Source organism: Microbacterium album (assembly GCF_014643695.1).
Taxonomy (GTDB): Bacteria; Actinomycetota; Actinomycetes; order Actinomycetales; family Microbacteriaceae; genus Microbacterium; species Microbacterium album.
The window spans coordinates 1-17,372 of sequence record NZ_BMJY01000012.1 but is presented as its reverse complement, the minus strand read 5'-3'; the positions used below and the strand labels follow the sequence as shown (position 1 = coordinate 17,372).

General features: G+C 67.3%; 20 protein-coding genes. 9 read left to right on the top strand and 11 right to left on the bottom strand.

Annotation, left to right across the window (positions count from 1 at the left end):
• Nucleotides 1–44: 44 nt before the first annotated feature.
• The gene (locus IEX37_RS12250) at nucleotides 45–815 is read left to right on the top strand and encodes an alpha/beta fold hydrolase (RefSeq protein ID WP_188756563.1); all 771 of its coding nucleotides are present in this window, start codon (nucleotides 45–47) and stop codon (nucleotides 813–815) included.
• Nucleotides 812–1,972, top strand: a complete 1,161-nt coding sequence (locus tag IEX37_RS12245; protein WP_188756562.1) for an acyl-CoA dehydrogenase family protein — start codon at nucleotides 812–814, stop codon at nucleotides 1,970–1,972. Before IEX37_RS12250 ends, IEX37_RS12245 begins: the two co-directional genes overlap by 4 nt.
• A gap of 15 nt (nucleotides 1,973–1,987) precedes the next feature.
• Here the strand turns inward: IEX37_RS12245 and IEX37_RS12240 are convergent, their stop codons facing one another.
• Nucleotides 1,988–2,260, bottom strand: a complete 273-nt coding sequence (locus IEX37_RS12240; protein WP_188756561.1) for a metal-sensitive transcriptional regulator — start codon at nucleotides 2,258–2,260, stop codon at nucleotides 1,988–1,990.
• 50 nt (nucleotides 2,261–2,310) lie between these two features.
• Here IEX37_RS12240 and IEX37_RS12235 point away from each other — a divergent pair, with 50 nt between their 5' ends.
• The gene (locus tag IEX37_RS12235) at nucleotides 2,311–3,600 is read left to right on the top strand and encodes a DUF445 domain-containing protein (protein WP_188756560.1); all 1,290 of its coding nucleotides are present in this window, start codon (nucleotides 2,311–2,313) and stop codon (nucleotides 3,598–3,600) included.
• A gap of 217 nt (nucleotides 3,601–3,817) precedes the next feature.
• Here IEX37_RS12235 and IEX37_RS12230 read toward each other — a convergent pair whose 3' ends face one another.
• The 9 genes from IEX37_RS12230 to dctP all read right to left on the bottom strand — a co-directional run bounded on the left by IEX37_RS12230 (nucleotide 3,818) and on the right by dctP (nucleotide 11,374).
• On the bottom strand, nucleotides 3,818–4,231 hold the full coding sequence (locus tag IEX37_RS12230) for an SseB family protein (RefSeq protein WP_188756559.1): 414 nt from the start codon (nucleotides 4,229–4,231) through the stop codon (nucleotides 3,818–3,820).
• A gap of 130 nt (nucleotides 4,232–4,361) precedes the next feature.
• On the bottom strand, nucleotides 4,362–4,661 hold the full coding sequence (locus IEX37_RS12225; RefSeq protein ID WP_188756558.1) for a hypothetical protein: 300 nt from the start codon (nucleotides 4,659–4,661) through the stop codon (nucleotides 4,362–4,364).
• Between the two features lie 68 nt (nucleotides 4,662–4,729).
• A complete protein-coding gene (locus IEX37_RS12220) occupies nucleotides 4,730–5,176 on the bottom strand; it encodes a hypothetical protein (protein ID WP_194461749.1) in 447 nt (148 codons plus the stop codon).
• Nucleotides 5,173–5,733, bottom strand: a complete 561-nt coding sequence (locus tag IEX37_RS12215) for an Imm61 family immunity protein (RefSeq protein WP_194461748.1) — start codon at nucleotides 5,731–5,733, stop codon at nucleotides 5,173–5,175. The genes IEX37_RS12220 and IEX37_RS12215 overlap by 4 nt, the downstream gene beginning before the upstream one ends.
• 142 nt (nucleotides 5,734–5,875) lie before the next feature.
• On the bottom strand, nucleotides 5,876–6,598 hold the full coding sequence (locus IEX37_RS12210; protein ID WP_188756555.1) for a hypothetical protein: 723 nt from the start codon (nucleotides 6,596–6,598) through the stop codon (nucleotides 5,876–5,878).
• A gap of 286 nt (nucleotides 6,599–6,884) precedes the next feature.
• A complete protein-coding gene (locus IEX37_RS12205; protein ID WP_188756554.1) occupies nucleotides 6,885–8,306 on the bottom strand; it encodes an L-lactate permease in 1,422 nt (473 codons plus the stop codon).
• Nucleotides 8,307–8,509: 203 nt separating this feature from the next.
• The gene (locus tag IEX37_RS12200) at nucleotides 8,510–9,832 is read right to left on the bottom strand and encodes a TRAP transporter large permease subunit (protein ID WP_188756553.1); all 1,323 of its coding nucleotides are present in this window, start codon (nucleotides 9,830–9,832) and stop codon (nucleotides 8,510–8,512) included.
• 15 nt (nucleotides 9,833–9,847) lie between these two features.
• Nucleotides 9,848–10,378: a TRAP transporter small permease gene (locus IEX37_RS12195; RefSeq protein WP_188756552.1), complete on the bottom strand. Its 531-nt coding sequence runs from the start codon at nucleotides 10,376–10,378 to the stop codon at nucleotides 9,848–9,850.
• 102 nt (nucleotides 10,379–10,480) lie between these two features.
• Nucleotides 10,481–11,374, bottom strand: a complete 894-nt coding sequence (gene dctP, locus IEX37_RS12190; RefSeq protein ID WP_188756551.1) for a TRAP transporter substrate-binding protein DctP — start codon at nucleotides 11,372–11,374, stop codon at nucleotides 10,481–10,483.
• Nucleotides 11,375–11,816: 442 nt separating this feature from the next.
• On the opposite strand from dctP, the gene IEX37_RS12185 reads away from it, so the two are divergent.
• The 6 genes from IEX37_RS12185 (at nucleotide 11,817) to IEX37_RS12160 (ending at nucleotide 16,617) form a co-directional block, all read left to right on the top strand.
• The gene (locus IEX37_RS12185; RefSeq protein ID WP_188756550.1) at nucleotides 11,817–12,920 is read left to right on the top strand and encodes an alcohol dehydrogenase catalytic domain-containing protein; all 1,104 of its coding nucleotides are present in this window, start codon (nucleotides 11,817–11,819) and stop codon (nucleotides 12,918–12,920) included.
• Nucleotides 12,921–12,969: 49 nt separating this feature from the next.
• On the top strand, nucleotides 12,970–13,731 hold the full coding sequence (locus IEX37_RS12180; protein ID WP_188756549.1) for an SDR family oxidoreductase: 762 nt from the start codon (nucleotides 12,970–12,972) through the stop codon (nucleotides 13,729–13,731).
• Nucleotides 13,732–13,818: 87 nt separating this feature from the next.
• The gene (locus IEX37_RS12175; RefSeq protein WP_188756548.1) at nucleotides 13,819–14,478 is read left to right on the top strand and encodes a GntR family transcriptional regulator; all 660 of its coding nucleotides are present in this window, start codon (nucleotides 13,819–13,821) and stop codon (nucleotides 14,476–14,478) included.
• On the top strand, nucleotides 14,475–15,353 hold the full coding sequence (locus tag IEX37_RS12170) for an NAD(P)-dependent oxidoreductase (protein WP_188756547.1): 879 nt from the start codon (nucleotides 14,475–14,477) through the stop codon (nucleotides 15,351–15,353). The genes IEX37_RS12175 and IEX37_RS12170 overlap by 4 nt, the downstream gene beginning before the upstream one ends.
• Nucleotides 15,354–15,361: 8 nt before the next feature.
• Nucleotides 15,362–15,781: a carboxymuconolactone decarboxylase family protein gene (locus IEX37_RS12165; protein WP_229663242.1), complete on the top strand. Its 420-nt coding sequence runs from the start codon at nucleotides 15,362–15,364 to the stop codon at nucleotides 15,779–15,781.
• A gap of 101 nt (nucleotides 15,782–15,882) precedes the next feature.
• Nucleotides 15,883–16,617, top strand: coding sequence for an N-acyl homoserine lactonase family protein (locus IEX37_RS12160; RefSeq protein ID WP_188756546.1), 735 nt, complete (start codon nucleotides 15,883–15,885; stop codon nucleotides 16,615–16,617).
• Nucleotides 16,618–16,795: 178 nt separating this feature from the next.
• Here IEX37_RS12160 and IEX37_RS12155 read toward each other — a convergent pair whose 3' ends face one another.
• Entirely contained in the window at nucleotides 16,796–17,269 is a 474-nt protein-coding gene (locus IEX37_RS12155) for a YbaK/EbsC family protein (RefSeq protein WP_188756545.1), read from the bottom strand.
• Nucleotides 17,270–17,372: the final 103 nt, after the last annotated feature.

Here is a 17,372-nt window from a genome sequence, read left to right as displayed (position 1 = left end):
CGCCACTCGGCGCCGGCGTCCCCGCCCGTCGCTAGGCTGACCGCATGTCCGCCTCGGCCCCGTCCCCCGTCGCGCTCCCCCGCCTGGAATGGGGCGAGCCGGCCGCTCCGCTTCGCGCGCTGCTCGTGCACGGACTGGGCTCATCGGCCGCCCTCATGTGGCGATTCGGCACCGAGCTCGCTCACGAAGGATGGCATGCGACGGCGGTCGATCTGCGCGGTCACGGCGACGCGCCGCGCGCGCTCGACTACTCGGTCGCCGCGTATGCGGGCGATGTCGCGCGCGTGCGGCCCGGCGACGGCGACGCCTGGGACGTCGTCATCGGGCACTCTCTCGGCGGCGCGGCCTCGACGGTCGCCGCCGCCGCGGACCCAGGATGGACACGCCGCCTCGTCCTGGTGGACCCCGCGCTCTTCGTCGGCGAGCGCGACGCGGGGATCATCCGCCGCAGCCAGGAGCGCACGTTCGCCGACAACCGCATCGAGGCGGTGCGCGAAGAGCATCCGCAGTGGCATCCGCACGACCTGGAGCTCAAGGTCGCCGCCGTCGCCCGAGCCAGCCGGTGGGCCGTGGAGCAGACGAGCAGCCAGAACGCGACGTGGGATGTCCGCGACGCCGCCCGGCGCCTGCGGGTTCCCACGCACGTGTTGGGGGCGGATCCGCGGGTCTACAGCCTGTTCACGGGCGAGGTCGCCGAGGCCGTGCTCGCGTCCAACCCGGCGATCACGATGACGATCGTCCCCGGTGCGGGTCATTCGCCGCACCGGGACAAGCCCGAAGACACTCTGCGACTGCTGCGGGAGGCGCTCCGATGACCCGTTTCGATCCCCGCGACATCCTGCCCGACGCGCTCGTCGAGCGCATCCGGCACCGCGCCCCCTCCGTGGACGCGAGGAACGTCTTCCCGGAGGAGGACCTCGCCGAGCTGCGCGAGGCGGGATACCTGAGCGTGCTCGTCCCCGCCGATCGCGGCGGTGCCGGGCTCGGGCTCGCCGAGGCGTGCGTGCTGCAGCAGCGCCTCGCCGAGGCGGCGCCCGCGACGGCGCTCGCGGTGAACATGCATCTGGTATGGACGGGCGTGGCCAAGATGATGCGGGACCGCGGCCTGGACGAGCTGCGTTTCGTGCAGGAGGGCGCGGCCGCGGGGGAGGTGTTCGCGTTCGGCATCAGCGAGGCCGGCAACGATCTCGTGCTGTTCGGCAGCGACACCGTCGCCGAGCCGCTGGCCGGCGGCGCCTACGCCTTCACGGGCACCAAGATCTTCACGTCGCTCGCGCCGGTGTGGACGCAACTGGGCCTGCACGGTCTCGACACCGCGTCACCGGATGGCCCGAAGCTCGTGTACGCGTTCGTGCCGCGCGACGAGCGCGTCGTGACGCGCGACGATTGGGACACGCTGGGGATGCGCGGCACGCAGAGCCGCACGACCGAGCTGCACGGCGTCGTCGCCCCCGCGGATCGCGTGGTGCGCCGCGTCCCGCCCGGGCCGAACCCGGATCCGATCGTCTTCGGGATCTTCAGCACGTTCGAGCTGCTGCTCGCATCCGTCTACACCGGCATCGCGCGGCGCGCTCTCGATCTGGCGGTCGCCGCGGCGGAGGGCCGCCGCTCGAAGAAGACCGGGAAGCCCCTCAGCCAGGACCCCGACATCCGCTGGCACATCGCCGACATGGCGCTCGCGTACGACGCGCTGCCTCCGCAGCTCGCCTCCCTCGCTCACGACGTCGACGCGCAGGCCGACCACGGCTCCCGGTGGTTCTCGCTCCTGTCCGGCGTCAAGCACCGGGCGACGGGCACCGCGAAGCGCATCGTCGACGACGCGATGCTCGTCGCGGGCGGCTCGTCGTACTTCGCGTCGAATGAGCTGTCCCGCCTGTACCGGGACGTGCTCGCGGGCGCGTTCCATCCCTCGGACCCGGAGTCGGCTCACGCCACGGTGGCCGCCGCGTGGCTGGGGCCGCTGGAGCAGTAGTCGCGCCGGGCCGCGTCAGCGCCCGTCGAAATCGAAGGCCCGCAGGAGCTCTGCCACGGCGCGCTCGCGTTCCTCGTCGCCGTGCTCGAACATGTGCGTGACGTGGGTGCGCAGGTGGTTCTCGAGCAGCAGGCGGTTGAGGGATTCGAGTGAGCGCTGGATCGCACGCGACTGCGTGATGATGTCCATGCAGTAGTCCTCGTTCTCGATCATCCGGCCGAGGCCGCGCAGCTGCCCCTCGAGGATGCGGGTGCGGTGCAGGGCGCGCTTCTGGATGTCTTCGATCACACCGCGAGAGTACCCCTGCCGGGTATGAGGCGCATGCGAGGATGGCGGGCATGGCCTGCGCCTCGAGACCGGCGAACCCGCTGACGACCCTCCTGTCCCCCGCCGACGAGGAGCGCCGCCGCCGGCTGCGCCGTATGAAGGCGATCGCCCTCGGAGCCCTGCTGCTCATGGCGGCCCTGTTCGTGGTCGGCTTCGCCTTCCAGCAGGAGGTGCCCGCGCTGGCGTACCTGCGGGCGGCGGCGGAGGGCGGCATGGTCGGCGCGCTGGCCGACTGGTTCGCGGTCACGGCGCTGTTCCGTCGCCCGCTCGGCCTGCCCATCCCGCACACCGCCATCATCCCGACTCGCAAGGACGAGATCGGACGCAACCTGGGCGAGTTCGTCGAGACCAACTTCCTCGAGGCCGACGTGGTGCGCGCCAAGCTCGCGACCACGCCCATCGCGGCACGGCTGGGCGGATGGCTGCGGCAGCCGGACAACGCCGAACGCGTCGCCTCCGAGGGAAGCGCTCTGGCTCAGGGCGTGCTGCGGGCGCTGAGCGACGAGGACGTGCAGGACGTCATCGAGTCGCTCGCGCGCTCCCACCTGATCGAGCCCGGCTGGGGCGAGCCGATCGGCGGCTGGCTCGAGAGGGTGATCGAGTCGGAGGCTCACCACGGGGCTGTGGATCTGGCGGCCGAGACGGTCGCCGCCTGGCTCGAGGCCAACCCCGACGCGTTCGACGGACTCGTCTCGCGGAGGCTGCCGTCGTGGGTGCCGTCGGTGGCGCAGCGCCTGGTCGACCAGACGGTGCACCATGAGGCGGTCACGTTCGTGAACGCGGTGCAGGCGGACCCGGAGCACCCGGCCCGCCGCGCGATCGACGCCTACCTCGCGCGGCTGGCCGACAACCTCCAGCACGACCCGGTGACGCGAGCTCGGCTGGAGCAGGCCAAGTCGACGCTGTTCGACAGCCCCCGGATCCGAAGGCTGGCGGGCGAGGCCTGGGACGTCGCGAAGCAGGGGCTGCTGCGGGAGCTGGCGGATCCGGAGAGCGGCCTGCGCGAGCGGATCCGGGCGGCGCTGGTCGAGATCGGTGCCCGCCTCGAGGAGGACCCCACGCTGCGCACGCGGGTGGACACGTGGGTTACGGATGCCGCGGTGTTCGTCGTCGAGCGCTACCGTCACGACATCGCGTCGCTCATCACCGACACCGTCGAGCGATGGGATCCGAAGGAGACGACCGACAAGATCGAGCTGATGGTCGGACGCGACCTGCAGTTCATCCGGCTCAACGGCACGGTCGTCGGCGCGCTCGCCGGCCTGACGATCTACGCGATCGCCCATGCCCTGCTCGGCTGACGCGCCGCCATCCGTCGCGCGCGCCCGTGTCCCACTTCGTGCCCCTTACACGTCTCCCGTGTCCCACTTTGTGCCGCTTACACGTCTCCCGTGTCCCACTTTGTGCCGGATTGAGAGGTCCATTCCGGCATCAAGTGGGACATCGTCGAGCACATGCGAGGGCGGGTAGGAAGCGAGATGCTCGTCAGCCGACGGGCCCTGTCGCCCATCGTGTTTTTTACCAACTGACGGATGTCTCGAGCACGTCGAGGGTGAAGGCGCGCAGACCGGTCGGGGGGATCTCGAGCCCCAGCGCACGCCCGGGGTTGATCACGAGCCCGGCGCTCGCGGGCACGCGTCTCAGCACCTCGAGGGCCGGCACGTGAACGACGACCCGCTCGCCGCCGGTCGCCTCAGCGGCGAGATCGCGGTGGGTGTACACGGCGAGGAAGGTGGCGCCGGCCCTCGCCACGACGAGCGGCCGGTCCGGGAACTGATCACCCTCGGGTGGTCCCTCGTTGATGATCACGACGTCGGACGCCGCGAGCACCCAGAGCACGGTCCCGGTATCGAGCGTTGCCTGCTGTGCCCGGGATATCGCACGTTCCAGCACGGTCGCCGGGCGGCCATCGCGGCCTCTTTCCTCAGCCATACACGTCCTCTCTCTCGCGCCGGCGAGCGAGGGCCGCCGGTCATCGCCGCTCCTGCGCGAACCCGTCGAACAGCGACGAGGGCGGCTCGAGACCCGGATCCTCCGCGATCGCCGCCTGAACCCGGGCTGCTCATGACGCCGCTCCACGGGTTGAGGTGAAGGCGATGGCGGTCCGCAGATCGGCAAGACGCCGAAACGCCCACTCCGTCGAGTGGCCCGGCTCACGAGGACCCCCTGCGTCGACGAGCATTCGGGCGAGCGATTCGGCCGTGAGACCGTCTTCCACCGCTCTGCCGTCGCTCACGCGTTCCACCGATTGCTCGATGACGTGCGCGATTCGCTGCTTGACACCCGGGTCGCTCAGCGATCGGTCGGGGATGCGCTCGACTTCTGCGATGGCTTGCGCCCCGCGCCGTCGGTACTCCTCCACGGCACTCGCTTGATCCGTCACGACGTCACACCCCTGGGGTCATCCGCGGAGTCATTGGACCGATGGCACTAAGCCCCGAACCGGCCAGGGCTCGTGACGGCGACGTCCGCCCGAGAACGGGCATCCCGGATCAGCGTCCCGATCCCCTCGTCGTCGGGATACTCCGGGAGCGGCTCGTTCGCGGGGGGCTGCTCGAGCACCACCTGCACCTTCACCCCCTCGACCTCGTGCAACGCCGAGACCGGAACCAGTCGCGCACCCGGCAACAGGACGACCTCCTGCTCCGCGGGGTTCGCCGCCAGCGGCCCGATTTCGCGTGCGCCCGTCGTCACGAAAAGGTGCGCACCGGCGACCCGGAAGTTCTCCGTCGCCACCCGAACATCCCGGCTCGTCGGAATGGGCATCTCCGTCGTCAACGGCGTCGTCAACGCGAAGTCCGCCGCCCGCCACGACAACCCCCGATACACCGGCAGCCGCGACACCGCCTCCACGAACCTCGTCATCGCGTCGTTCATGCTCCAGCTCGCTCCGCGAGGGCCGCTTCCAGGGTCGTCGCCTGCGCGCGGAGCTCATCCGCCGTGAACTTGTCGTACCGGCTGAAAGCTGCGGCCTGAATGTCGCGAGTGAACCAGACGGTGCGCCCGTCGGGAGCGATGAGGGTCACTCCACCCGCGGGATCCGGGCTGATCGAGTAGCCGTCGGCTGCGCCTGTTGAGCCGTCCGCCGCCGCCCTCGCAAGCGGTCCCACGGGACTCAGACCATGCTTGCGGCGGATCGTCGAGAAATAGACCATCATGACGAAGCGCTCAATGTCCTCCCACCGCGCCGACCTGACTACGGGACCGCGGTCGTCGTCGCGCACGCGGGTCTGGACAGTCCAGACGCCGCCGCGCTCGGAGACGGTATGGACCGCCTCACCCTCATCGATGAGGATCTGGGCATCGCCCGAAGGCGAGACACGGACGCCCTCTCGCGTGAGCCACTCCGTCAACCGGCCCGCCGGCGGGCGCGATGCAGCACGCTGACCGTGTTCGGCCACGCCTTCGGCGGTCGGATCCTCCACACCTCTCACCCCGCGTCTCGTATCCGGCGGACGGTCCGAACCAATTTCGGCTCGGTTCTGCGGCCAGAGTACCCGGACGCCGTGGCGGAGACGAGACCCTTCTGTCCTGCGGGAGCACCTGGTCGGCGGCAGGCGCGGAAGGCCGCGGTGATCAGGGGTCGCGCCGCATGGGCCGCCCCGTGGCCATGCTGCTCGCGGCGCGCATCATGCGCCGGGTGTCCGAGGTCTCGAGGTAGCGGACCCCGGCCTGGGCCGTGGCAGCGCGCAGGGCGCCGCGCAGTCGTGCGAGTCGCGCATCATCGAGCGCGGTATCCAGATGCATGAGCAGCCCCATGTCGAGCGCCGACACGTAGCGCGCAAGCGGGCCACTCGCTGCGGCACGGTATCTCTTGGGTTCACGGACGCCGACGTGGAGGAACACTTGTGCTCCACCGGCCTGATAGGTCAGGTTCTTCATCCAGCGTGCGACGCCATTGCCCGTGCGGAGGTTCTCGGAGCTGTCGCCGTAGATCACCCCGAGCACGTCGCCCCAGGCGATCCGTGGGATGCCGTCGACGGCGACTCCCGCCCGGCTCACGACGATGAACGGGCCGTCCACCCGCAGGAAACCACGGACACGCGCGCGCAGCCACAGCCCCATCCCGAGGCTCCCGACGAGAAGCACCAGCAGGAACCCGAGCAGGAGGTATGTCGGACCGCGGCCGATCCCGGTCACGGCCACGGCCACGATACCGGCGGCGAGGCCCGCGACCAGAAGAGCGTAGACGGCGACGTAGCGCGTGTTGTACCGCAGCGCTCGCAACAGCTTGTCGCGGTCGGTGTGGAGGACGAGCTCTCCGTCTTCGACGACAGCACGCCCCGCGGGGTCGCTCACCGCTCTGCCCTCCTCACCGCAAGGCCCGCGCCGGACGCTGAGGTGGCAGCGGCCGAGGAGCCGCCACCCCGGAATGGAATCGGGTGGTCATGGCTGAGATCCTCGCATCACCGACGCGCCGGGCGCATCCGGCCCCAGCAAGCGTGTGCCTCATCCCGGCGGACGTCGGCCGCCGACCGGGCGCCTCGCCCACGGCCTGCTCGGCTGAGAGAGCAGACGATACGTGACACCGGCTGGCATCAGGGAGCGACATGTGCGGCCTCGCACCGGAGGTATGCCGACACGTCTACACCAGGAGCATCAGAGCGAGCGCGAGCGTCACAAGCGCGACGATCACCGCGTTCACCCCGGCGACGATGCCGGTCACCTTGGCGAGACTGATAGTGGCATCCTCGCGCGACCCCATCTCCGACGCGAGCGTCGCCGCCAAGACGACCCGGGCGGGGGAAGCGAGAATCGCTGTGCTGCTCACCGCGTTCTGCGCGCCCAGCACGACAGCCGTGTCCAGGCCGAGGCTGCTCGAGGCGTGGGTCGTGCCTGGCGTGACGATAGAGGCGGCAGAGAGATTGGAGACTGTCAGGTACCCCGCGAGGGCGCCCGCGATCGGAACGATCAGCACGAAGCCGGCTCCTAGCCTCGCGGCTCCCGCGGCCAGCGCATCCCCCATGCCGTTCACCGACAGGAGCGATCCGAACAAGATGAAGAGGCTCGTTGTGGTGAACGCGGGAAACCAGATCCGAGTTCCGCGCGCGACGACTTCGCGCAGCTGCTCGCGCTTGAGCCTGACGATCGGCGGCGTAACCGCTGCTGTCACGACGAGCCACAGCGCCGGACTCGTGACGATGGGACGGAGGTCAGCCACGTCGACGAAACCGGCGAGAGTCAGCGCGCCGGCCATCGACGTGATGAGGAAGCAGTACGGAGCAAACGCCAAGACCGTCGCTCTTGATAGACGCGGCAGCGGGCCTCGGACTCGGGAGAAACCGAGCAACATGGCGAGCCCTGCGAGCGGGGCCGCGACTCCAGCGAGGGACGGGCTGACCCAGAGGTTCGCGCCGAGCAGCGCACCCCAGATGACGAGCACCACGACGAGCATCTGAGCGAACGCGCCGACCGCACGCGGACGCTGGAGGCCCACCAGCACAAGCGCCACACCGAGCACGAGAAGGACGGGGAGTGTGAAGACGGCTGCCCAGAAGCCGAGCGCGTTCAACGGCTGGCCGCTCATGCTCTCAACAAGCAGCAGGCTCAATCCGAGGGATCCCCACGCATTGTGGGTCATACCGAGCAGCGCGGCAGTCGCTGCTCGCGCCGGCGGCAGCCCCACGCGGATCAGCAACGGCACTCCGACGACGATCCCGACGCCCCAGCCGATGGCCGACTCAGCCAGCGGCACGACGGTGAACGCAATCAGAAATATGGCACGGTCGCGGCTGCCTGCAGCCTGATTGAGCCAGGCGCTGATGCGGTCCTGAGCGCCCGATGCGGCGAGCATCTCGGCAAGCAGAATGCCGCCGTACATGATGAGGACGACTGAGAGCAGTACACCGCTCATCCGAGAGGCGAGGTCGCCAAGAGACCCGCCACCGATCGGGAACTCGAAGCTCAGAATGAGCAGCAGCCCAAGGGCGGCGAGCGCCGCGATCATCGTACGGATGCGGAGGACAAGCATCGCGAGCAGGGCGACGATCGGGGCGCCCGCGAGCACCAGTCGCACCGTCTCATCCACCGCAGCGCCTCTGCCGCGCACGAATCGTCGCCGCGGACATCTCACTCGGACCCGCGAGCGCAGGTGTCGCTTCCCGGTCTGCGCGAACCGAATGCTCGATGAGGTCGAGAAGCTCCAACGAACCTGCGCCCGAGCCTCTCGACCTCATCGACGCGCTTTCACGCGCCGCGTGATGACGCCCGTCACCCCACCGCCACCAGCGCTGTCGCGAGCACGGGGAAGACGAAGATCAGAGCCATCACGATCACGTCCGATGCCACGAATGGCACTGCGGCTTTGTAGATGGTCCCCATCGAGAACATCGGTGCCACGCGTCGCATCACGAACAGTTCGAGTCCGAACGGCGGCGTGACAAGCCCGATCCGCAGAGCGATGAGCCACAGGACGCCGAACCAGATGGAGTCCACGCCCAGCCCAGCGATGATCGGCACAAAGAAGGGAGCCGTGATCATGATGATCGACATCGATTCGAGGAACAGGCCCAGGAAAACGGTGATCAGCAAGAGCAGGATCAGGATGACCGGCGTGGGTGCTTCGAGGTCATTGAACAGGCGCAGGAAGCCGGGCAGGACGCCGCTGGCCGCGAGAGCCTGCGAAAAGCTGCCCGCAGCGGCGATCAGAAGGAGGAGCGAGCCGGCGGTGATCGTCGTTGATTTCGCGCTTTCCCAGAGCAGCTTGAGGGACAGCCGGCGTTGCACTGCCGCGAACAGCACCGCGGCGAGCACACCGAACGCCGCGGACTCGGTCGGCGTAGCGATACCGAACAGGATCAGGCCCAGCACCAGAGCGAAGATGACGATCAGTGGCAGAAGGGAGGAGGGAAGCTCCTTGGTGCGCTGCCAGAAGGAGGGGCGAACGACGCCCTCCATGTGCGCTCGTTCCGTGCCATCGCCGTTGAACTTGAGCACCCAGATCGTCTGGAGCACGAAGTAGCCCGCGACCATGAGCAAGCCGGGGATCAGGCCCGCGATGAGCAGAGGGCCGATGGGGATCTGCGCGGTCGCGCCCAGCACCACGATGACGGTACTGGGTGGCAGCACCATGGACAGGCCACCGGCCGACATGATCGATCCGATCGCGAGGCCCGGCTTGTACTCGTACTTCCGCATCTCGGGGATGAGGTTCTTGCCGAGCAGAGCCGTCGTGGCGGTCGCGGAGCCCGAGACGATTCCCAGCACTGCCCCGGCACTCGTCGCGCTAGCGGACAACTTCCCCGGCAGCCTGTCGAGCGCCAGCGTGATCGAGTTGATAGCTCGTTCGACCATGCCGGTGCGGAAGAGCACCTCGCCCATGAGGAAGAACAATGGCACCGGCGCCAGAGTCTGCAGCGACAAGCTCGCTGCGAAACCGAGAGGAACTTGCCGAGAAGCAGCCGTCCAGCCGTATTCGGCGATGAGAATCACCAACCCGATCCCGAGCAAGGCAACGAAGACCGGGACGCGTAGGACGATGAGCAGGAAGAGCAGCGAGCCCAGAATCAGCGCCAGAGTGACATACCATTCCATCGGAAATCCTGACTTCTAATCTGATCCGGGTCGGGCCGCGGCGACGGGGCTGCGCCGCATGGTCTTTGCGATGGTGCTGACCAAGAACACCGCGAAGGTGAAGGCGCAGAGTGTGGCTGACACCGGGATTACGGAGTGGATGAGCCAGCGCGGTGGCGCGAGGGTGGTCTGCATCACATAGCCGCCAGTGAATGCCTGGACCACCGAGTCCCAAGCCATGACAGCCAGGACCGAGAGGAACACGACCGAGATCAGCGCGCTGGCGATTGTCGCGATGGTCCGGATAAGCGCCCCGCGCTTCGTGTTGTAAGCGCCATCGATCAGGTCGACGACGATGTGGTCGTTGTACCAGGTGATGATCGGCGCAGCGAGCAGCGGCACCCAGAGCATCGCGTACTCCGTTCCCTCGAACACAACGGGCAGTGGCTTCGAGAAGAGGGCACGTGAGAGGACATCGGCGATGATGGCCACCGGCATGAGCAGCACCAACGCGATTGCGATGCCGGCCGCCGCCTTCAGCACACCTTCAAAAATCCCGCGAACCAAGAGGGTTGTCCTTTCCATTGCTCGCGCGAAGACGCGAGGCTTCGCCAGGGGCCACCGTCCGGTGACGCGGTGGCCCCTGTGAGCAGAGCTACGAGGTGCTGCTTAGTTGTCGCCCCACCAGTGGTCGCGCAGACGCTGGAACTCCGGGTTGAGGCTGATCGCCCTGGACCAGGCCCGATCCATGACCTCCGCGCGGTAGGACTCCGCGAACTCGGGGCTGAACTCGATGACCTCAACGCCCGCCTCGAGCATGCTCTCACGGTACTCAGCGATGACTCGCTCGAAGGCTTCGTCGATCCGCGGCTCCGACAGCACGACCGCCTCGCTGATAGCCGTGCGAGTCTCCTCCTCGAGCCCCTCCCACCACGCAGTGTTCACCACGAGCGGCGCCGTGGCCGGAACGACGAAGGGCTGCAGCTCACAGCCCGTGATCGGCTCAAGCCCCTGCGGCGCCAGGTTGGCCTGGCCCATGCCGTACCCGTCGATCACGCCTCGCTCGAGCGCGGTGTAGACCTCGGCCACGGGCATGTTGACGATCTCTCCGCCCAGCGCCTCGACTGCGGGACGGTACTGCTCGCCACCGCGGATCAGCAGACCGCTGAGCGAGGGGTCAGCCGGATCGATGGCGTCGCACTGGTCCTTGCCCAGGTACAGCGAATGCCAGTTGTTTGACTGCATCTCCCCGAGGTACGTGACGCCGTGCGGGTTGAACACGATCTCATTGAGCAACTCGGCGGTTCCCGCCTCGCGTTCCTCGCTCGGGAGCAGGTTGGATGTCATCAGGATCGAGGCCCCACCGGGAATCAGCCCTTCGAGGTAGGCGGGGAACACCAACGCCATGTCGAAAGCGCCGTTCGAGATCGCTTCGATCTGGTCGTTACCGGGCACAACCTCGGCACCACCGACCACGTCGAGGGTGATCCAGTCCGCGTGCTCTTCGAGCGTGGGAATGAAGGCCTCGAAGAAGCCCGTCGTGTCGGGCATCTGGACGCTCACGGGCCAGATCGCGCGGATCGTGACCGGGGCCGGTCCTTCGCCCCCGGACGCATCTGCGCCGCCGCCTGCGTTGGCGCTGCACCCCGCGAGAGCGAGCGCACTCACACCCGCGATCCCGAGCGCCGCCAGTCTCCTCGTCCTCGAGTCTGCGCTCCGCTCAAACTTCGTCATTAGCTACTCCCGCCATTCTGCGTTGAATGAAGCAAGGCTCGTCCTTGCTTGCTGCCGCGGAGGGGTGGTGATCCCCGTCGGGCCAGGTTGATGTGAGGTGGCATCAGCCTCAAGGCAGATTACCGTAATACCGTATGATGTCAAGCGGAGGCCACTGCTGCCACCAGCGGGATCGCCCTCGGCTCAGGGGAGCCGGGAACGCTGTACGATTCCCGTATTACGGTAATATAGTCTTACCGACGAGTCGGGACCGATAGCCAAAGGAGGCCGTGTGAAGATCACCGCAGCGGTGCTCGAACGACAGGGAGCGTCGGAGCCTTTCGCTGACTCTCAGCCCGTACGCGTCCAGCAACTTGAGCTTGACCAGCCTGGACCCACCGAGCTCCTCGTGCGCATCACCGCGGCGGGGGTCTGCCATTCCGACCTCTCCCGCGTGCAGGGCGCACGGGAGTGCGCGGTCCCCATGGCGCTCGGCCACGAAGGCGCGGGCATCGTCGAAGCTGTCGGTTCCTCGGTGACCGCCTTCTCCGTCGGCGACCAGGTCACATGCATCTTCATGCCTCGTTGCGGCGAATGCGAGAACTGCCAGTCGGCGCAATGGCGCCTCTGCTCTCGCGGGCTCCAGGCGAACGCCACAGGCGAAATGCTCGCGGGCGGCAGACGCCTGCACCGGAGCAGCGGCCCGGTAGACCACCACGGGGGCGCATCCGTGTTCGCTACCCACGCCGTCGTCGACCAGGCCTCGGTTTTCAAGGTCCCCCACGAGGTGCCGTCCGAAGTCGCGGCGCTTCTCGGTTGCGCCGTACTCACCGGCGGGGGCGCCGTATTGAACTCAGGCCGCCTTTCAGAGGGCGAGACGGTAGCGATCGTCGGAATGGGTGGAGTCGGCTTGGCGGCCGGCCTCGTCGCCAAGGCCGTCGGGGCCGAGAAGGTCGTCGCGGTCGACCAGCTGGCGAGCAAGCTGGAGAAGGCGCGCGAGATCTGCGCCGATGAGACCTACACGCCCGCACAGGCCCTCGAGGTCGGCGTCCGTGCTGATCTGGTCGTCGAGTGCGTCGGGCACCCGGCTGCATTCCAGACCGCGTACTCGCTTCTGGACACCGCCGGCCGCCTCGTGACGATCGGCCTGCCGAAGCCGGGGGTGACGGCGCCGCTTGACCTGCTCGATCTCGTCACGCAGGCCCGCTCCATCACTGGCTCGTACATGGGGTCGGGCCTACCGGGTCAGGACATCGACCGGTACGTCCAGCTCTACCTTGACGGGCGCCTGCCGATCGACCGCCTGATCAGTTCTGAGCTTCCGCTCTCCGAGATCAACGCGGCCATGGATCGCCTCAAGGAAGGTCACGTGATCCGGCAAATCGTGCGCCCTTGAGACGGACTTTGGGCTGCATAGAGTGAGCACTGAATATGGAGGACGCTAAGTGAATCTGCAGGATGAGGTCGTCGTCATCACGGGCGGAGCAAGCGGGATCGGTCTTGCCACGGCGAAGCTGAGCGCGAAAGAGGGAGCCCTGGTAGCCATCCTCGACCGCAACCTGGACGCTGCGAAAGCGGCGGTGAAGGAACTTCCTCGGCCCGAGCGCCACATCGCCGTCGGCGTTGACGTCAGTGACAGCAATTCCGTCGAGGTGGCGTTCGCGACCGTGCTCTCGCGATATGGGCGAATCGACGTCCTCTGCAACAACGCAGGTTTCGGCTTTCGCGGTTCGATCGAAGAAACCCCCGAGGAGGCGTGGGATCAGCTGATGGCGGTGAATCTCAAGGGCGTGTTTCTGTGTTCCAGGGCCGCAATGCCCGCGCTGAAGAAGACGAAGGGCCGGATCGTCAACACTTCCTCCTACACCGCCCAGATGGGGATCGCCGATCGGGCAGCGTATGTCGCTTCGAAGGGAGGGGTCTCGGCTCTGACCCGCGCCATGGCGCTCGACCACATCGCCGATGGCGTCCGCGTGAACGCAGTCGCACCCGGCACCGTGAACTCGCCCTATTTCGCCGATATGGTGCAGAAATCAGAAGATCCGCAAGGCCTCCTCGATTCACTCAACGGCCGAGCCCCGATGGGCCGGATGGGCGAACCCGAGGAGATCGCGGAAGGCATCGTCTGGCTCGCGTCTAAGCGGTCCGCGTTCGCGACCGGCTCCGTCGTGACGTTGGACGGCGGTACCAGCATCTGGGGCCGGTGACCGATCAGACGCCCATCGCAGTCTCGCCACCATCCTCACCCGTTCCATGAACTCGACCTGCCAGACCAACTTGAAGGAGCAGCCGTCATGATCGAGCGGCAAGCCGCGCCACTCCGCGAGCAGGCCCGCGAGGAACTGCGACGCCGCATCCTCAACGGCAGCATCGCGCCGGGCCAACGACTGAAAGAACGCGTTCTTCTCGAGGAGCTCGGCGTCAGTCGAACGGTGGTTCGCGAAGCGCTACGACAGCTGGAGTCCGAACGTCTGATTCGCATCGAGCCCCAGGTGGGGCCAGTGGTCTCGGAGATCACGGCCGAGGAGGCACGCCAGCTCTACGAAGTGCGCGCCGCGCTCGAAGCGACCGCCGCGAGACTCGCCGCTCTCCACGCGACCCCGGAAGACACCCAGGCGCTGCGCGACAGCCTCGACACGATCGAGCAGAGCCTGCCCGGATCGGAAGAGCTGATCGAGTTGAAGAACACGTTCTACGGCACGCTGATCCGAGCGAGCCGCAACGAGATCATCGGCGAACAGCTCGAAAGTGTTCAAGCCCGAATTAGCCAGCTCCGTCGGGTGACGCTCTCAGAGCCGGGCCGAGGCCCCCGAATGGTCGACGAGCTGCGTCGCGTCGTCGACGCCATCTCACAAGGTGACCCCGAGGCAGCATACGCAGCGAGCGTCGCGCATGTTGAGGCCGCAGCAGTCATCGCCAGACAGTACTTCGAACAGTCCACGGAGGCACAGTGAGCAACACACTCTTCATCGGCCTCGGGCGCATGGGACGCCCCATGGCTCGGCACATCTCCCGGCACTTCCCCACCGTCGTCCACGACATCCTTCGAGAGAATATCGATCTCGCTGTTGAGGACTCCGAGGCTGCGCCGCTCTACGAGCTGAACGACATCGGCGTCGTAGACACGATGATCCTCATGCTGCCTACGAGCACGCACGTCGAGTCCATCCTTGTGGACTCGGGGCTGCTCGAGAAGCTCAAGCCGGGCGCCCTGGTCATCGACATGGGCTCGAGTGTCCCCGACAGCACCCGAAAGCTGGCAGCCAAGGCCGTGGAGCGCGGAATCGACTACGTCGATGCGCCGGTTTCCGGAGGAGTAGCGAAGGCGACTTCCGGCGAGCTCGCGATTCTGGTCGGCGGAGAGCCCCGTGCAGTCGAGCGCGCCCGCCCCTATCTCGAGGCGGTCGGCAAGGAGATCGTGGTCGTCGGCGGCAACGGCGCCGGTCACGCGGCGAAGGCCATCAACAACCTCGTCAGCGCGACGAATCTGGCTGTGGCAACGGAAGCGCTCATCCGGGGTCGAGCCGCCGGTATCGCGCCTGAGCGCATGATCGCGGTGCTCAACACGTCGACCGGCATGAGTCAGGCGAGCCAGGTCAAATTCCCGAACCACATTCTCACCGAGACCTACGCATCGAACTTCGCATACGACCTCATGCTGAAGGATCTGGGCATCGCGATGGGGATTGAGACGCCCAACGGGGCCACTCCCGTCACCCAGGCATCGTACGAGTTGTTGAGCCGCGTGCGCGAGCTGCTTGGCGAGTATCCGGACCACACCGAGATCACTCGCGCCTACGAACGATACTTCAATACGCCGATCATTTAGGAGGACACGTGACAGAAAACAGCCAGGACGCCCTGGAATACATCAACCACATGGCGAGCACTCGGGGCTACGTTCTCGACTACCACAAGGTCATGGCCAAGCAGGACTTCCCCGTGCTTCAGGCAGCCAACGGATTGGTCTCTGCCGCATACCTCGACCAGCGCACTCTGGACCGCAAGACCAAGGAGCTCATCTTCATCGTCTCCCTCACGGTGATGCGTGCTTCGAAGGGACACATCCAGTCTCATATCCGGGTCGCACTCGATCTCGGCCTCACCCCCCGCGAGATCCTCGAAGCCATCGAGATCGCCCTCCCCGAGGCGGGCGTCGTCGCGTTCCAGACGGGGTTCGACGCCTGGCGCGAGGTGGTCGAAGCTGACGGCATCGAACCGACCGTCAAAGCTCACGAAGGCGGCTCGGGCGCCTAGGTCTGTATCGGTCGAGCGAAGAGAGCGAGCGGCCAGTGCAAGACTGGGAGATCCTGATCATCAAGCACGGAACGCGGGCAACCCGACGTAGCGACGTGTACATGAATTACGCGTTCTACGGGGAGCAAGACGACGATTTCACCGTCGACTACTACCTGTGGGTGCTGCGCAGCGGTGATCAGGTGATCCATGTTGACACGGGATACTCGGCTCTCGGCGCCGCCAAGCGGGGGCGCGAGGTGCTCATCGACCCGCTCGAGGCGCTGAGCCGCATTGGGCTGAACGCCGGCGACGGCCATCCGCTCGTGGTGACACATGCCCACTACGACCACATCGGCAACGTGGGCGCTTTCACCGCGTCGCAGGTCTACATCGGTCGACGGGAGCTGGAGTTCTGGACGAGTGACGTCGCAACGAGGCCACTCTTCGCTCACTTCGGTGACCAGGCGGAGGTCGCCGACCTCCTGGACGCACAACGCGATGGCCGAGTACGGCCGATCGACGGCAACGCCACGATCGCACCGGGGGTCGAGCTCATCGAGCTCGGCGGGCACACCCCGGGTCAGCTGGTCGTAAGGGTTCGTACGACCCTCGGCCCGGTCATCCTCGCAGCGGACGCTGCGCACTTCCAGGAGGAACTCGATCGCGACATGCTGTTCCAGTCGATGACCGATCTGCCGCAGGCATACCGGGCCCTCGACTGGCTCCGCGCTTCGGACGCCGCGGCCATCATCACCGGGCACGACCCCTGCGAGCTCGATCGCTTCGAGCCGCTGACCGGCGCACTTGAGGGGCTCGCGGCGATCGTGGCACCGCTGGGGTCGCCTGCCCGATAGTCGCCAACGATGGAAGCGTCCTGGCAGGGACGCGCAGAGGGGGCGGCGGTCACACTAATGACCGCCGCCCCCTCTCTTGTGCATGTTCAGTCTGACCGGGCTCAACCAAGCGCGGGCCTCCTTCCCGGCGCCAGGCTGAGCTTCTGCCGCGCACGCATGGAGCGCTGGCGTGCGGAACTCAGTCCACCCTGAGCACCGTGCCAGCTGTGAGCCGGACCAGTTCATCGAACGTGAGCGGGAAGACGGTGTGCGCGGTGCCGGCAGCGGCCCACAGCTGAGGGTAGGACGCGAGGTGCTCGTCGACGATCGTCTCGATCGGCGCGGGGTGGCCGGTCGGTGCGACGCCGCCGATCACCTGGCCCGTGGCCGAAAGCACCTGATCCGGCTTGGCGCGGCGGATCTCACCGCGCCCGAGACGGGACGCGAGTGCGCTCGTGTCCACGCGGTGCGCACCACTGGTCATCACCAGAAGCGGCTCACCGTCGCACCAGAAGACAAGACTGTTGGCGATCGCGCCCACCTCGACGCCCAGTGCAGCGGCAGCTTGAGCCGCAGTCGCCGCCGAGTCCGGCAGCACGACGACCTCACCGGCAATGCCCGCCTCGGACAATCGATCGGCAACGCGCTGCGTGCGGGGATGCAGTTCCGTCATGAATGCCAACGTACCGCGAGGTGCCCGGTAAATGCAGAAGGGCCACCCAGCGTTGGGTGGCCCTTCTGTTAAAGGAAGTCCGGCGGTGTCCTACTCTCCCACA

Excerpts from the sequence above, each read along its gene's own strand:
- IEX37_RS12155 (WP_188756545.1), bottom strand. The coding sequence starts at position 17,269 with ATGACGGAACTGCATCCCCGCACGCAGCGCGTTGCCGATCGATTGTCC.
- IEX37_RS12230 (WP_188756559.1), bottom strand. The coding sequence starts at position 4,231 with ATGGCTGAGGAAAGAGGCCGCGATGGCCGCCCGGCGACCGTGCTGGAA.
- IEX37_RS12200 (WP_188756553.1), bottom strand. The coding sequence starts at position 9,832 with ATGGAATGGTATGTCACTCTGGCGCTGATTCTGGGCTCGCTGCTCTTC.
- IEX37_RS12220 (WP_194461749.1), bottom strand. The coding sequence starts at position 5,176 with ATGAACGACGCGATGACGAGGTTCGTGGAGGCGGTGTCGCGGCTGCCG.
- IEX37_RS12250 (WP_188756563.1), top strand. The coding sequence starts at position 45 with ATGTCCGCCTCGGCCCCGTCCCCCGTCGCGCTCCCCCGCCTGGAATGG.
- IEX37_RS12245 (WP_188756562.1), top strand. The coding sequence starts at position 812 with ATGACCCGTTTCGATCCCCGCGACATCCTGCCCGACGCGCTCGTCGAG.
- IEX37_RS12175 (WP_188756548.1), top strand. The coding sequence starts at position 13,819 with ATGATCGAGCGGCAAGCCGCGCCACTCCGCGAGCAGGCCCGCGAGGAA.
- IEX37_RS12160 (WP_188756546.1), top strand. The coding sequence starts at position 15,883 with ATGAATTACGCGTTCTACGGGGAGCAAGACGACGATTTCACCGTCGAC.
- IEX37_RS12235 (WP_188756560.1), top strand. The coding sequence starts at position 2,311 with ATGGCCTGCGCCTCGAGACCGGCGAACCCGCTGACGACCCTCCTGTCC.